The organism is Shimia haliotis, from assembly GCF_900114415.1.
GTDB classification, from domain to species: Bacteria; Pseudomonadota; Alphaproteobacteria; order Rhodobacterales; family Rhodobacteraceae; genus Shimia; species Shimia haliotis.
The window spans coordinates 449,582-463,723 of sequence record NZ_FOSZ01000001.1 but is presented as its reverse complement, the minus strand read 5'-3'; the positions used below and the strand labels follow the sequence as shown (position 1 = coordinate 463,723).

Here is a 14,142-nt window from a genome sequence, read left to right as displayed (position 1 = left end):
TTTACCACCAATCGCTGTCACGTCAATGTCACTTGGCAAACAGACGCGCGTGCTGCTCCAAAGCATAGCGGTCGGTCATGCCCGAAATATAGTCCGACACTTTGCGGGCCACGGCGGTTTCTGTGTCGCAGCCCTTCAAATCCTCATGCCAACGCTCAGGTAGCAAAAGCGGATCCGACATAAAGAGCGGGAACAAATCGTTGACCACCACAGTCACCTTTTCGCGCATCTTGACCACCGACGGCGCGCGATACATGCGGGTGAACAAAAAGGCGCGGATCACTTTCAGATCGGCCCACACCGCGTCGCTAAACCGGATCACCGGCGCGCCGTGGTGGCGAATGTCTTCCACCGACGTCGCCTGACTTGCCGCCAACAGGGCACTGGAGGTGTCAATCACATCACTGACCATGACCCCAAAGACCCGTCGCAACGCTTCGTGCCGGCGACGGATCGGATCGAGTCCGGGATATTTTTTGTCCACAACCTCAAAACACGCCCCGACAATGGGCAGCGCGCAAATCGCGTCCTCGTCAAACAGCCCCGCCCGCAGCCCATCGTGCAAATCGTGGTTGTTATAGGCAATGTCATCAGCCAATGCCGCCACCTGTGCCTCGGCACTGGCATGGCTGTGCAGTTCGAGGTCGTGTTCGGCGTTATAATCCGCCAGCGCATAAGGCAGCTCCCCCAACACCGGACCATTGTGTTTTGCAATGCCCTCAAGGGTTTCCCACGTCAGGTTCAACCCGTCAAACTCGGCATAGTGGCGCTCAAGCGAGGTCACGATCCGTACCGCCTGCGCGTTGTGATCAAAGCCGCCGTAAGGCTTCATCAGCAGGTCCAGTGCGTCCTCACCCGTGTGCCCGAACGGCGTGTGGCCAAGGTCATGAGCCAGCGCCACCCCTTCGGTCAGCTCCTGATTCAGGCCAAGCGCTCCGGCAATGGTGCGTGCCACCTGTGCAACTTCGATCGAATGCGTCAGGCGCGTCCGGAAGTAGTCGCCCTCATGCTCCACAAAAACCTGCGTTTTGTGTTTCAAGCGCCGAAAGGCGCTGGCATGGATAATCCGGTCTCGATCCCGCTGAAAGCTGGAGCGAAACCCGCTTTCCTCCTCCGCAAACCGCCGTCCCCGGGCGGTCTTTGGATCGGAGGCATAGGGCGCGCGCATGGCGATGGTCCTTGTAGCCTGTTCTTTGCCTTTCTATATTGCACACAGACGCCGGATTGAACCGGCCAAATGCGCGACTTTTCAGGTGACTCCATGCAACTGCCCCCAAAAGTGACCGAACGAGCCTTCGAACGCCTTGCCGAGATCGGTGCCTCCGATCAGGGTCAGGCCTTGCGCGTGGCCGTCGAAGGCGGCGGATGTTCGGGGTTTCAGTACGAAATCAAGCTCGACACCCCCAAGGACGACGACCTCGTTCTGGAAGGGGCCGGAGAAAAAGTGCTGGTCGACAGTGTCTCCCTGCCCTTTTTGGCGGATGCGGTTATCGACTTCACCGAAGAACTGATCGGCGCCCGCTTTGTGATCAACAATCCGAACGCCACTTCGTCCTGCGGCTGCGGCACCAGCTTTTCTATGTAACAGCTTCGGTTGCGCGACGCGGCGACAGGCGCTGTATCACCAAAACCGCCCCTGCTCCCGCAACGACCACAGCTCCGACATAGACGTGCAGCCCCGGCTGCTCGCCAAAAAAGCGGTTGCCAAGCCAGACCATCCACAAAAACTGCAAGCTCATCAGCAAGGTTACAACGTGAACCGGCAACAGTTTGAGCGCCAGCACACAGAGCCAACGTGCCGCAAACAGCGCCAGAGAATAGGCCCCGACCAGCGCCCACTCCATTGCTGACATCGGCTGCCAGACAAGCGGCAACGCCAGACACATGACGGCCCCCAGGGTCAGGTTCGGATAGAACACTTGTGCAAGGCTGCGGTTCTCGCGGTTGGAAATGTAGCGAGACAGAACCATCGACAAAGACCCGCTTGTGGCCGCAAACAACGCAATCGCGTGTCCTGGGCCAATGTCGTGAACCCCTGCCGGAAACAAGAAAAACACGCCCAAGCCGCCAATCACCAAAGCCCCCCACGTCGCAGGCCGCACCGGCTCGCCCAAAACAGGCCCTGACAGCGCCGCCGAGATGATCGGCATCAGGCCGATAAACAAAAATACCTCCGCTAACGGCAAAAACCGAAACGCCAGGAAAAACGCCAGCGAGGCCAAAACCCCCAGAACACACCGCGCCGCCGTGGGCACAGCAAAGTCCGTTCGCGGCACACGGCCGGCCGGACGCGCGGCCACAAGACACAGCCCAGCCACCGCCAGACCGGACACCGCAAACAATTGCGGTGCCTCATAGTGTCCGGCAATTTGCTTGGTGATCGCATCCGCCAGCGAAATCGCACCCGTATATACCAACACCAGTATGACGCCGATCACTGTCTCTTTGCGCGCACTCATGACGCTGCGCGCTCCAAAAACCCAACGCGGGCAAACAGCTCAAAGAATTCGGAAAACCGCGCAGAGGAGGCTTCGGCGTCCACAAGGTGCGTCTGCGCCTCGGGCGACATCATTGCCGTCAGGACCGGGCGCATAATCGACCACCTGCCGCTGCGATTGCCTTGCAACCTAAAGAGGCACTCCGACATTTCGCGCAACGGCGCCACAGATACCTCAGGCCGCCTGAAGACAGGAGAAATCCCAACAGGCGGCGCCGCTTCAAATCGCGGCACATCCTGCGTACACATCAGGCTCCATTGGCACATCAGAAACTCGTGGTAATCATCGCCAGCGGGCGTAGCTGCGCCGCTCGGTGCAAAAGAAAAGTTCCGCAAATGCCGCGCAATCCAGCCTTCCCAAATTTCGGGCGGGCGACGTCCGGCAAACCGCATCGCAACGCAGACTTCTGCCAAAAGATCCGCGTTCATTTCGATGAAGGCCCAAAGCCCGACAAACTCCAATGACGTCAGCACCGCATCCTCAAATGACACCGACTTGCGACCATATTCGGTCAGATAGAACACCGCATGCGTCAGCTCATAAGCGATCTTTTTATTGGGCAGCGCAAACTGCGAAGATCGGCCCATGAAATCGCGCACACGCGCCTCCAGTTCCGCCCCAAGCTCGGGCATCCTGACCCCCCGTCGCGCCAACAGTCGGCGCGCCTCAAGGCGTTGCAAATCCGAGAGCTCCCCACAGGGAAGTCCGGCCTGCGCCACCCAGTTCGCCAACTCGATACCGGTTGAACCTCGCCCTTTAAGGTCTTCGAAATCAAAACAAATTGACAAAAAGAAACGATAGTACTGCGGGAAGAATGCAATCCGCTCCATGATCTCCGCATAAAACGTTTCATACGCCGCGATCACAGAGTCACCGGCTTGACCAGTGGACTCCGTCACATTCAAAAATTCGGCGTTTTCCTTTAGCCAGAAAACGTCATTTGGCCCGCGCCGCTCGCTGGCAAACCCCCTTGCCAGCCGGTTCAAAATCCGCGGTTGCGGCGCGCGCCTGTTGGGCACAGGCAATGCGATGACATTGGACATGGTCTCCCCTCCATAAATCCGCAGTCCACACGACTGCCCCACGTTTCAGTCGTTCCTACATTCCTGAGGAAAACATCTCGGCGCCGTCACCAGAGATCAAGCGCAAGTCGTGACTTTTGGCAGCCATACCGCTGGAAAACATCTGCACCATGCCACTCGAAAACATCGCGGCGCCATCGCCACCAAATGCGTCCAAAGCGGTGGCTTCCATGCCGGAGGAAAACAAGTCCACACGGTCGCCGGAAAATGTATCCGACACGGGTGCGGCTGTTAGGTCTTCATTAAGAAATTCGGTGGTTTTGTAAGCAATCATTGTCTTCTCCCTTGTTAAATACAATGCACTCAACCTACACGCAAAACGTGAATTTCAAAACTCAACTTCATTTTAAAGTTGCAAAATTGGTTGCAACTTCAGCTCGGAGTTGCGACCCTCAACAGGTAAACAACTGAACTTGCCAGACTTTCGATCTCAAAAGTTTTTCAAAGATTTTTCAAATTCCCGCCTCATTTTGGCCAAAATTCTGCTGCGCACCACGCAATCAGAGATCGAATCACCCCCTGTGCTGGGCACCAAGTTCCGCAAATTCCGCGCCTTCCGGCGCGGCTCCCTGACGGGAAACCGACTTGCTCCGCCTACCAAGACCTGCCTAGATAGACCGGCAAAAACCACGGGGCGGCGCATCATGAAAATCGCGACTTTCAACATCAACGGCGTCAAGGCGCGCATCGAAACCCTGCCCCGCTGGCTCGACGAGGCCCAGCCCGATGTCGCCGTTCTCCAGGAGATAAAATCCGTCGACGAAAACTTCCCCCGCGAGATTTTTGAGGAGCGCGGATATCGCGTTGAGACCCACGGGCAGAAATCCTTCAACGGCGTTGCAATCCTGTCAAAACTGCCGCTCGAAGATGTCACCCGCGGCCTGCCCGGAGACGACAGCGACGAACAAGCGCGTTATATCGAAGCCACCGTGATGGGCGACATCCCGATCCGTGTTTGTGGGCTCTATTTGCCCAATGGCAACCCGACACCGGGACCGAAATACGACTACAAACTGGCTTGGATGAAGCGGCTCGAAGCCCGCGCCCGTGACCTTCTCGTCACCGAAGAACCCTTTTTGATGACAGGCGACTATAATGTCATCCCTCAGGACGAAGACGCCAAACGCCCCGAAGTCTGGCAAGAGGACGCCCTCGCCCGCCCCGAAAGCCGGGCTGCCTTCCGCCGCCTGTTGAACCTCGGCCTCACAGAAGCTTTCCGCATGCGCAACACCGCAGCTGGTCAATACACTTTCTGGGATTATCAGGCCGGCGCGTGGAACAAGGACGACGGCATTCGCATCGACCACTTCCTACTGAGCCCGCAATGCGCGGACCTGTTGCAGGATGTGCAAATCGACAAAGAAGAACGCGGTCGCTCCAAACCGTCCGATCACGTCCCGATCTGGATCGACCTCGCGGCCTAAAGCCCTGACCTAACTGTCTTTTGTCACGTCGTAGCGATAAATCCAGTCAAAGGCGCCCATCATCGCTTTGGGCGCCAGCGTGGAAGCCATCGTCAACCCGAGATGCGCCGCAAACCGCAACGGCGGCGCGCTCAGGTGATAGCGCCACGCGTTTTTTGACGCGGTTTCAACTACCTTTTTGACCCGATCCTGCCGCCGCGCCTGATATTGGGCCAGACCCACGTTGATGTCTTCGGCCTTTGCCAAAGCATCCCCCAGAACCCAAGCATCCTCCATCGCCATCACCGCGCCCTGCGCCATAAACGGCAAGGTCGGATGGGCGGCGTCGCCAAGCAAAGCAGTGTTGTCCCGCTGCCAGACCGGCGCAACGGGATGACGGAACAGCCCCCATTTGCGCACACTGTCCACAGCACCCAAAAGCGTCTTGGTTTCACCCTGAAAATCAGAGAAGCAGCGTTGCAAATTCTCAGGATCATCCGGAATATGCCAGCCTTCCTCGTGCCACCCCGACCGCTCCTGAACGGCAACGATATTGACCAGAGACCCGCCCCGAAGCGGATAGCTCACTACATGACGGTGCGGTCCCATATGAACCTTGGCCACCGGACCATGGCCCATTGTATTGGGCACAGTTGCCCGCCATGCCACCTGTCGGGTAAAGAACGGCGCCACTGTGCCATTCAGGGTTTTGCGCAGCACCGAATGCAGCCCGTCCGCCCCCACAACCAGATCGGCCTTCATCTCTTGCCCGCGCGCCAGAACAACCTTTGGCCGGTCGCCTGGCACCACGTCTTCTACTTTTTGCAAAAGCAGGATCTTGATGCCCGCATTCCGCGCGGCATTCGCTAGAACGTCAATCAAATCGGCACGATGCACAAAATAGTAAGGCGCGGCCTCTCCGAGTGTGGTCAACTGTAGCCGCGACACCAAGCGTCCGCGCGCATAGTCGCGCAGCTCCACCGCCTGCCCGCGCACAGCTTTCTGCCGCAACTCCGTCTCAAGGCCCAAGCTGCGCAGAACTGCCATACCGTTTGGCGACACCTGCAAGCCGGCGCCGACTTCGGTGATCGCATTGGCCTGTTCCAAAACGGTCACTTTCGCGCCGCGCGCCCGCAATACCAAAGCGGCGGTCAATCCGCCAATCCCCGCGCCCACCACGGTGACTTTCAATCCGTTCAGATCCATCGTGCCTTTGTATCCTGATGCTTTTGACAAACCCACCATTGCGAAACGAAAAACGCCGGGCTGTGGTAGCCCGGCGTCTTTATGTCAGCTGTCCGCGGGGATCAATCGTCGCGATGCACCTTTTCACGACGCTCGTGACGCTCTTGCGCCTCAAGACTCATCGTCGCAATCGGGCGTGCATCCAGCCGCTTGAGCGAAATCGGCTCGCCGGTCACTTCACAGTATCCGTACTCACCTTCGTCAATCCGGCGCAATGCGCTATCGATCTTCAACACCAGCTTGCGCTGGCGATCGCGTGTCCGAAGTTCCAACGCCCGGTCAGTCTCCTCACTGGCCCGGTCTGCCACATCTGGAATATTGCGTGTGCTGTCCTGTAGACCTTCGATGGTATCGCGGGTCTCAGCAAGCAGCTCGCCTCTCCAGTCGATCAGTTTGCGACGGAAGTATTCGGTCTGCCGCTCATTCATGAACGGCTCGTCCTCAGCAGGACGATAGTCGTCAGGCAGGAAAGTCTCGGCCTTCATTTCTGCTCCCTTGTCGTGGGTCACGTCCGGCATGGTACTCAAGTCAGACATGTGAACCCCCTGTACTGGCCTGCCAATACCGCCTTCGTGACGTAATGTCCACCTCCCCTAGCACCGCATTGCGGACAAATTATGTTCACGCTAGGGTCGCCGCCGAAACAGGGAACGCGCAGGGAAAACTGATGAAATTTTCAGGCACCAAAGACTATGTCGCCACTGACGATCTGACCGTGGCGGTCAACGCAGCCGTGGCGCTGGAACGTCCGCTTCTGGTCAAAGGCGAGCCGGGCACCGGCAAAACCGAATTGGCGCTTCAGGTGGCGCAGTCTCTTGGCCTGCGCATGATCGAGTGGAATATCAAATCCACCACAAAGGCCCAGCAGGGTCTTTATGAATACGACGCCGTGTCGCGCCTGCGTGACAGCCAGTTGGGCGACGAGCGTGTGCACGACATTTCCAACTACATCAAACGCGGCAAACTCTGGGAAGCCTTTGACTCCGACGAGCGTGTGGTGCTGCTGATTGATGAAATCGACAAAGCCGACATCGAATTCCCCAACGACCTGTTGCAGGAACTCGACAAAATGGCGTTCCATGTCTACGAGACCGGCGAAACCGTGACGGCCAAGCACCGTCCGATCATCATCATCACCTCAAACAACGAAAAAGAACTGCCTGACGCTTTCCTGCGCCGCTGTTTCTTCCACTATATCCGCTTCCCTGAAATCGACACGCTGAAACAGATCGTCGAAGTCCACCATCCGGGCGTCAAGGAATCACTTCTGACCACCGCTTTGACGCAGTTCTATGAGATCCGCGACACCCCGGGGCTGAATAAAAAACCCTCCACCTCCGAGGTGATCGACTGGCTGAAACTCCTTTTGGCAGAGGACCTCTCGCCCGAGGATCTCAAACGCGATGGCGCCTCCGCCCTGCCGAAACTGCACGGTGCGCTTTTGAAGAACGAACAAGACGTCCACCTGTTTGAACGGCTCGCGTTTATGGCTCGATCCGGCCGCTAATTGGCGCGCCGCTTGATCCGCCCCTAAAAACCGACCCGAAACCTGCGAATTCTTGCCCCATTTGCGGGGCAAGCTGCTAAACTGACACAACGAGCGAGGCCATGCCCACCAGAGGCACGACAGAGAGGCCGTATGACGCAGACACCGCAGACCGTATCGGTGCGCCCTTTGGTGGCATCGGACGAATCAGACTGGCGCCGTCTTTGGACGGCCTATTTGGCGTTTTATGACTCTTCTGTTCCCGAAGAGGTCTACCAATCCACCTTTGCCCGTCTGCTTGGGGACGATCCGCAGGATTTCACCTGTTTGATTGCCGAAGTTGACGGCAAACCCGTCGGCCTCACCCACTACCTGTTCCACCGCCACGCGTGGAAAGTGGAAAACGTCTGCTATCTTCAGGACCTTTATGCCGACCCCACCGTGCGGGGCAAAGGCATCGGACGTGCCTTGATCGAAGCGGTCTATGCCGCCGCCGACGACGCTGGGTCGCCAACCGTTTATTGGCTCACTCAGGATTTCAACGCCACAGCACGTCAACTTTACGACCGCATTGCCGCCAAAACCCCATTTATAAAGTATCAGCGCCCTTAATGATTTTCCGGTTTCTTCTTCCCCTCGCCCTTGCAGCCGCCGCATGTGCTCCGGTGCCACAATCCGGCACGCCCACGCGTGCGGCCATCAGCGACAACACCCTGCCACCGGTAAAGTCCTTTGCCACCCCGCGCCCGACACCGCCAGCACGGTCCAACCGCGAAATAGCGCGCGACTTTCTGGACCTCTCTTTCGCCCTCGAAAGCGGGCGCGCGCTGCCGCATCTGACCCGATTTGAAGGCCCGATCACGGTGCGCGTCACCGGCAAGCCGCCTGCCAACATGACCGCGGATCTGAACGCGCTGCTGACACGGTTGCGCAATGAAGCACGGATCGACATCCGGTTGACCAATTCCGCCAACGCCAACATCACCGTGTCCGCCGTCACCCGACGGGAAATCCGCCGCACCTTGCCGCAAGCCGCCTGTTTTGTGGTGCCCAATATCTCGTCGCTGCGGGAATACAAATCCGCACGGCGCAATGGGTCGGCAAACTGGGTGGATCTGACAAAGCGCGAGAGAATTGCGATCTTTGTACCAAACGACACCACGCCACAGGAAACCCGCGATTGTCTGCACGAGGAACTCGCACAGGCGCTCGGCCCGCTCAACGACCTCTACCGCCTGCCCGACAGCGTCTTTAACGACGATGACGTTCACGCGGTGCTGACCGGTTTTGATATGACCATTCTGCGGGCCTACTATGATCCGAGCCTGAAAAACGGCATGACACGCCAACAGGTCGCCGACCGCCTGCCCGCCATTCTCGCGCGCATCAATCCGCGCGGCGAGCGTTTGTCTCCCAATTACCTACGTCCGACACCTCGGGCATGGATTGACGCCATCCAAGTGGCCCTCGGCCCGGGCACCAGCCCCGAAGGCCGCCGCCGTGCGGCCTCCAAAGCTCTGCAAATCGCAGATCAGGAAGGCTGGAGTGATCATCGCCTCGGCTTTTCGCACTACGCCCTCGGACGCCTGCTCAGCGCCTCCGACATCAACGCGGCGCACACTCAATACCTTTATGCGGACCGCGTGTTTGCCCGCAATCCGACCTACGGGCCGCACCGCGCCTTTATCGCAACCCGCCTTGCCGCACACGCCATTGCCGCCGGTCGCGGACAAGAAGCGCTCAATCTCATCGCGCCGCATATGACCATTGTCGCCAACCACGAAAACGCGGCCCTTCTGTCAACGCTTATGCTGCTCAAGGCCGAAGCGCTTGACTTGGAAGGACGCCTGCAAGAAGCCGGCACCCTGCGTCTGGACAGTCTCGGCTGGGCGCGATACGGCTTTGGTCCGGACTGGGCCGTGCGCGCAAAACTGCGTGAAATTTCGGCGATCAGCCCGCTGAAAGGGAGTAGATAAGGCACTATGATCGTACTCGTAGGAACCCTCTTGGGTCTGCTGACAGGCGGCACTATCGCCAAACGACGTGGCGGCAAAAAACTGGACATCCTGCAATATGCGGTGATTTACGCAATGATCTTTGGCATCTTGGGGCTGTTCATCACGCTTATCATCCACCGTTTCTCGATCTGATCCATGTTCCTGCGCTTCTTTGAAAACCTCCGCTCGGCCCGCGTTCCCGTGTCCCTGCGCGAATACCTTGGCTTTCTCGAAGCGCTCAAGGCGGGTCTGGCCACCTATGACATCGACGCCTTCTACTATCTGGGGCGCACGATCATGGTCAAAGACGAGCGCAACATCGACAAATACGACCAAGCCTTCGCGCAAACCTTTGATGGCCTGAACGAAATTTCGGCCAAAGACGTGCTTGAGGCCGTCGACATTCCTGAGGAATGGATCCGCAAAATGGCGGAAAAGCACCTCTCGCCAGAAGAGATGGCCGAGATCGAGGCGCTTGGCGGCTTTGACAAGCTGATGGAAACCCTCAAGGAACGGCTCAAAGAGCAAGAAGGCCGCCATCAGGGCGGCAACAAGTGGATCGGCACCGCCGGAACCTCGCCGTTCGGGGCCTATGGCTACAATCCCGAAGGCGTTCGGATCGGTCAGAACGAAAGCCGCCACCAGCGCGCCACCAAAGTTTGGGACAAACGCGAGTTCCGCAATCTTGATGATTCCGTTGAACTGGGCACCCGCAACATCAAAGTCGCTCTGAAACGCCTGCGTCGCTGGGCGCGCGAAGGGGCTCACGACGAGCTGGACCTCAACGGCACAATCCGCTCCACCGCTGAAAACGGTTATCTGGACGTCAAAACCCGTCCGGAACGTCACAATGCTGTGAAGGTTTTGCTGTTTCTCGACGTGGGTGGATCCATGGACCCACACGTCAAAGTTGTAGAAGAGCTATTCTCCGCGGCCCGTACCGAATTCAAACATCTGGAATACTACTATTTCCACAATTGCCTTTACGAAGGCGTCTGGCGCGATAACAAGCGCCGCTGGAACGACCAGACATCTACCCACGAGGTGATGCGCACCTATGGGCCGGACTACAAATGTATTTTTGTCGGAGACGCGTCGATGTCTCCCTACGAAATCGCCTATGCGGGCGGGGCAAATGAACATTGGAACGCAGAACCTGGCCAAGCATGGCTGGAACGTGCGCGCGCGCAATGGACATCAAACCTCTGGATCAATCCGACCCCCGAAAGCCACTGGCAATACACTCATTCCATTCAGATGATCCGAGAAATCTTCGAAAACCGAATGGTGCCTATGACCCTCGCGGGTCTTGAGCAAGGCATGCGTGAACTGGTGCGTTAAACGCCGCGGCTGCTTTGCCCAAACACCGTGCGACTTCCGGATACATCATTGAAAAGGCTAACAATTACACCCGTAATCCCCGCAACGGTACCCAGTGCCATTGCCACTGACCACAGGGCGGCGGTCATCTGTTGTGCCGACACCAGTTTCATGTCCGACATCATGACCGCCTTGGCCGCCAATTCCCCCGCGCCAAAGCCCACAAGGATCAGCGTACCAAAAATCGCCACCCCCTGCGCCAGCCCCAAGGGACGGTCCACCCATTTGGGGCGCAATCCGCGAAAAATAAGAGCGCAGCCGGACAGTGTCAGCAGCAAGTAAAAAATCGTCGCATGGGGCAGCACTCCGATCGAGAGGCGCGCCAGCATCCCCGGCATGGCAACCAGCACCATCAGCGCCGAAAACCCGCCAAGCGCCCGCAATAATCCGCGATACCCAAGATAAACCCAAAAATTCATGGAACGACCTTACTACCTAAAATAGAAACTTCTCTTCTAAATTCTATCAACCGCGAAATTAAGTCCTAACTGGGGCGGCATCGGGAAAAATACCTGCCACCGTCGCGGAAAAAGGTCCAGTACTATATCTATTACCGATATTGTTCTTCTTTCAGGATCAACCATATTGATCACATGATTAAACTTGTCCCAATTCTACTGGCCTTGCTCTACGGCATCATGATGGTGCGGTTTTCCGCATGGCGCACGGCCCGGGAGCTGGATGCAAACTCTACCGAACTGGCCGATCCGCATCTCGGCCGGCTGATTGCCAAAATGGCGACTGCGCTCGATATCGACCGGATCAAGGTGCACATCTATGAAATCGAACCGATCAACGGCCTCGCGGCGCCGGACGGGCGCATTTTTCTCACCCGCGGGTTTTATGACCGCTATCAGGCCGGAGAGGTAACGCCTTCCGAGCTGGCCTCAGTGATCGCGCACGAATTGGGCCACGTTGCGCTTGGCCACACGCGGCGGCGGATGATCGACTTTTCCGGACAAAACGCAGTGCGCACGGCGCTGGCAATGGTGCTCAACCGTTTCTTGCCTGGCGTCGGTATGCTCATTGCCAACTCGGTCATGAGCCTGCTGATGGCCCGTCTTTCGCGCGCCGACGAATATGAGGCCGACGCCTATGCCGCGGCTTTGATGGTGAAATCCGGCATCGGCACCAGCGCCCAGAAAAGTCTGCTGGAACGTCTGCCCCACATCACGGGCGCACATGGCGCAACCACGCCCGCGTGGCTGCTCAGCCACCCCAAGTCCGAGGATCGGGTAAAAGCGATTGAAAAACTCGAAAGCGATTGGGGCATTGCCTCCACTTAATCGCTTTTCGCGACGCTAGCCCACAGCCTTCGCCAACCTCGGCAACCGCGCCTTCTTCAGCAACGGACGCATGTCCCAAGGCTTGCCGCTCAGCCTCTCGGCCTCTGCGCGCACGGCCTCACAAACTGCACCAACCCCGTCGGGATCGTCCAGCCAGCAGCGATACAGCAGCCCATCCGGCTCCAACCGCCCAAGACCTTCCTCGGCCAGCAGATGTTTGGGGAAATCCTTGGCATTCACCGTAACGATTGCGTCACAGGATGCCGCCACCGCCGCCGCCAGAACATGCACGTCATTTGCATCCGGCAAATACAGGCGGTCCTCCAACGAGGGCTTCCAGCGCACCGACGCCGCAGGCCATGCCGCCTGCACCAAGGCAATCTCACCTCGCGCTTGCGCTTCTCCAGTCGGGCCGATCTTACGCGCGGCCCGCGCCCACTCTTCCAGAATACGCTCCGACCACCGCGGCTCAAACGCACCGGTCGCAGCCACGCCCAACAAAACCTCCCGCATCACGGTCGGATAGATCACACAGGTATCCAGCAAAAGCCTCACAGGCGGAAAAACAGTGACTTAAGGTATCCGCTCTCCGCCAGCTGCGGCATCAACGGATGGTCGGGTCCGGCAAAGCCCGTGTGCAAAAGCTGCGCTTGCCGCCCTGCCCGCCCGATGCCGCGCAGGCTTGCGCCACGGAACCGCGCCACGTCAGCTGCGTGAGAACAGGAACACAGCCCCAAATAGCCCCCCTCAGCCACCAAAGGCGCCGCCAGCCGCGCCACCCGTTCATAGGCCCGCAATCCCTTTTCCAGCGCCGGTTTGCTCGGCGCAAACGCGGGCGGATCACAGATCACCACATCAAATGTCGCGCCTTCCTCGTTCAGCGCCGTCAAAACGTCAAAGGCATCGCCTTTGCGTGTGGCAAATCGATCCGCGACACCCGCCGCCGCCGCACCGGCCTCCGCCAGTGCCAAAGCCGCTGCCGAGCCGTCCACAGCCGTCGCCTCAGCCGCCCCTCCGGCCAATGCTGCAAGGCTGAACCCGCCCACATGGCTGAAAACGTCCAATACCTTTGCATCTTTGCAAAGCTTGGCGGCAAATCCGTGGTTGGGACGCTGATCATAAAACAGGCCGGTTTTCTGCCCGCCTGTCAAATCCGCCATATAGGTCGCGCCATTCATCACAACCGGCACAGGCGCATCGGGGGCCGTACCAACCATGACGCTGCTGTCATCTTCAAGACCTTCCAGTCCCCGCGCCCGTCCGGATCCGTTCTTGATAACCGTGCTGACACCCGTCACCTCAACCAGCGCCGCCACCAAAGGCTCAAGCAGAATCTCGGACCAGGCTGCATTTGGCTGCACCACGACAGTGTCGCCAAAGCGATCCACCACGACACCGGGCAATCCGTCCGCTTCGGCGTGGATCAACCGGTAGAATGGAGTGTCATAAAGACGTTGGCGCATCTCGTGAGCGCGTGAGATCTTGGCCGCAAACCACGCCTGATCAATAACCGCATCCACGTCGCGGTCCAGCATCCGGCAAAAAATACGGCTGTTCGAATTGGTTGCCACAAGGCCCAAGGGCTGACGCTTGTCGTCTTCCAATATGGCCAGCGCCCCCGCCTCCAATCCCTTGGTGCGGCGGTCTGTGACCAGTTCGTTATCATAAACCCAAGGAAACCCGTGGCGGATCGCACGGGCATTGGCTTTCGGTTTCAGGCGCACAACAGGCAAAGAGGACGGCATATTCATGCCGCCCTCCTACT

The 14,142-nt window shown here is 58.4% G+C and carries 17 protein-coding genes; 8 read left to right on the top strand and 9 right to left on the bottom strand.

The window, feature by feature from the left end; translation table 11 throughout:
* Positions 1–28: 28 nt before the first annotated feature.
* Entirely contained in the window at positions 29–1,168 is a 1,140-nt protein-coding gene (locus BM069_RS02270) for a deoxyguanosinetriphosphate triphosphohydrolase (RefSeq protein WP_093319712.1), read from the bottom strand.
* A gap of 93 nt (positions 1,169–1,261) precedes the next feature.
* Between BM069_RS02270 and BM069_RS02265 the strand changes: the two genes are divergently transcribed.
* Positions 1,262–1,585: a HesB/IscA family protein gene (locus BM069_RS02265; RefSeq protein ID WP_093321240.1), complete on the top strand. Its 324-nt coding sequence runs from the start codon at positions 1,262–1,264 to the stop codon at positions 1,583–1,585.
* On the opposite strand, the gene BM069_RS02260 is transcribed toward BM069_RS02265, so the two are convergent.
* From BM069_RS02260 to BM069_RS02250, 3 genes are read right to left on the bottom strand one after another with little or no spacing between them, the layout of a single operon-like run.
* A complete protein-coding gene (locus BM069_RS02260) occupies positions 1,578–2,459 on the bottom strand; it encodes a DMT family transporter (protein WP_093319710.1) in 882 nt (293 codons plus the stop codon). The genes BM069_RS02265 and BM069_RS02260 overlap by 8 nt on opposite strands.
* Positions 2,456–3,541, bottom strand: coding sequence for a DUF6902 family protein (locus tag BM069_RS02255; protein WP_093319708.1), 1,086 nt, complete (start codon positions 3,539–3,541; stop codon positions 2,456–2,458). The genes BM069_RS02260 and BM069_RS02255 overlap by 4 nt, the downstream gene beginning before the upstream one ends.
* A 55-nt stretch (positions 3,542–3,596) precedes the next feature.
* Entirely contained in the window at positions 3,597–3,854 is a 258-nt protein-coding gene (locus BM069_RS02250) for a hypothetical protein (protein WP_093319706.1), read from the bottom strand.
* A 370-nt stretch (positions 3,855–4,224) separates the two neighbouring features.
* Here BM069_RS02250 and xth point away from each other — a divergent pair, with 370 nt between their 5' ends.
* Positions 4,225–5,004: an exodeoxyribonuclease III gene (gene xth, locus BM069_RS02245; RefSeq protein ID WP_093321237.1), complete on the top strand. Its 780-nt coding sequence runs from the start codon at positions 4,225–4,227 to the stop codon at positions 5,002–5,004.
* 9 nt (positions 5,005–5,013) lie between these two features.
* On the opposite strand, the gene BM069_RS02240 is transcribed toward xth, so the two are convergent.
* Both BM069_RS02240 and dksA read right to left on the bottom strand, forming a co-directional pair.
* The gene (locus BM069_RS02240) at positions 5,014–6,189 is read right to left on the bottom strand and encodes an FAD-dependent monooxygenase (RefSeq protein ID WP_093319703.1); all 1,176 of its coding nucleotides are present in this window, start codon (positions 6,187–6,189) and stop codon (positions 5,014–5,016) included.
* 101 nt (positions 6,190–6,290) lie between these two features.
* Entirely contained in the window at positions 6,291–6,713 is a 423-nt protein-coding gene (gene dksA / locus BM069_RS02235) for an RNA polymerase-binding protein DksA (RefSeq protein ID WP_093321234.1), read from the bottom strand.
* A gap of 182 nt (positions 6,714–6,895) precedes the next feature.
* Between dksA and BM069_RS02230 the strand changes: the two genes are divergently transcribed.
* The 5 genes from BM069_RS02230 (at position 6,896) to BM069_RS02210 (ending at position 11,052) form a co-directional block, all read left to right on the top strand.
* On the top strand, positions 6,896–7,735 hold the full coding sequence (locus BM069_RS02230; protein WP_093319700.1) for an AAA family ATPase: 840 nt from the start codon (positions 6,896–6,898) through the stop codon (positions 7,733–7,735).
* A gap of 132 nt (positions 7,736–7,867) precedes the next feature.
* On the top strand, positions 7,868–8,326 hold the full coding sequence (locus tag BM069_RS02225) for a GNAT family N-acetyltransferase (RefSeq protein WP_093319697.1): 459 nt from the start codon (positions 7,868–7,870) through the stop codon (positions 8,324–8,326).
* The gene (locus BM069_RS02220; RefSeq protein WP_093319695.1) at positions 8,326–9,690 is read left to right on the top strand and encodes a DUF2927 domain-containing protein; all 1,365 of its coding nucleotides are present in this window, start codon (positions 8,326–8,328) and stop codon (positions 9,688–9,690) included. Before BM069_RS02225 ends, BM069_RS02220 begins: the two co-directional genes overlap by 1 nt.
* 6 nt (positions 9,691–9,696) lie before the next feature.
* Positions 9,697–9,864 (top strand): hypothetical protein, encoded by a 168-nt coding sequence (locus tag BM069_RS19730; RefSeq protein WP_093319692.1) that lies wholly within the window; start codon positions 9,697–9,699, stop codon positions 9,862–9,864.
* A gap of 3 nt (positions 9,865–9,867) precedes the next feature.
* A complete protein-coding gene (locus tag BM069_RS02210; RefSeq protein WP_093319691.1) occupies positions 9,868–11,052 on the top strand; it encodes a vWA domain-containing protein in 1,185 nt (394 codons plus the stop codon).
* On the opposite strand, the gene BM069_RS02205 is transcribed toward BM069_RS02210, so the two are convergent.
* A complete protein-coding gene (locus BM069_RS02205) occupies positions 11,049–11,510 on the bottom strand; it encodes a hypothetical protein (protein ID WP_093319688.1) in 462 nt (153 codons plus the stop codon). The two genes, BM069_RS02210 and BM069_RS02205, sit on opposite strands and share 4 nt — an antisense overlap.
* 174 nt (positions 11,511–11,684) lie before the next feature.
* Here BM069_RS02205 and BM069_RS02200 point away from each other — a divergent pair, with 174 nt between their 5' ends.
* Complete coding sequence (locus tag BM069_RS02200) at positions 11,685–12,377, top strand: M48 family metalloprotease (RefSeq protein WP_093319687.1); 693 nt, start codon at positions 11,685–11,687, stop codon at positions 12,375–12,377.
* Between the two features lie 15 nt (positions 12,378–12,392).
* Here BM069_RS02200 and BM069_RS02195 read toward each other — a convergent pair whose 3' ends face one another.
* Both BM069_RS02195 and BM069_RS02190 read right to left on the bottom strand, forming a co-directional pair.
* A complete protein-coding gene (locus tag BM069_RS02195; RefSeq protein ID WP_093319684.1) occupies positions 12,393–12,932 on the bottom strand; it encodes an RSP_2648 family PIN domain-containing protein in 540 nt (179 codons plus the stop codon).
* On the bottom strand, positions 12,929–14,128 hold the full coding sequence (locus BM069_RS02190; RefSeq protein WP_093319682.1) for an RSP_2647 family RNA methyltransferase: 1,200 nt from the start codon (positions 14,126–14,128) through the stop codon (positions 12,929–12,931). The genes BM069_RS02195 and BM069_RS02190 overlap by 4 nt, the downstream gene beginning before the upstream one ends.
* Positions 14,129–14,142: the final 14 nt, after the last annotated feature.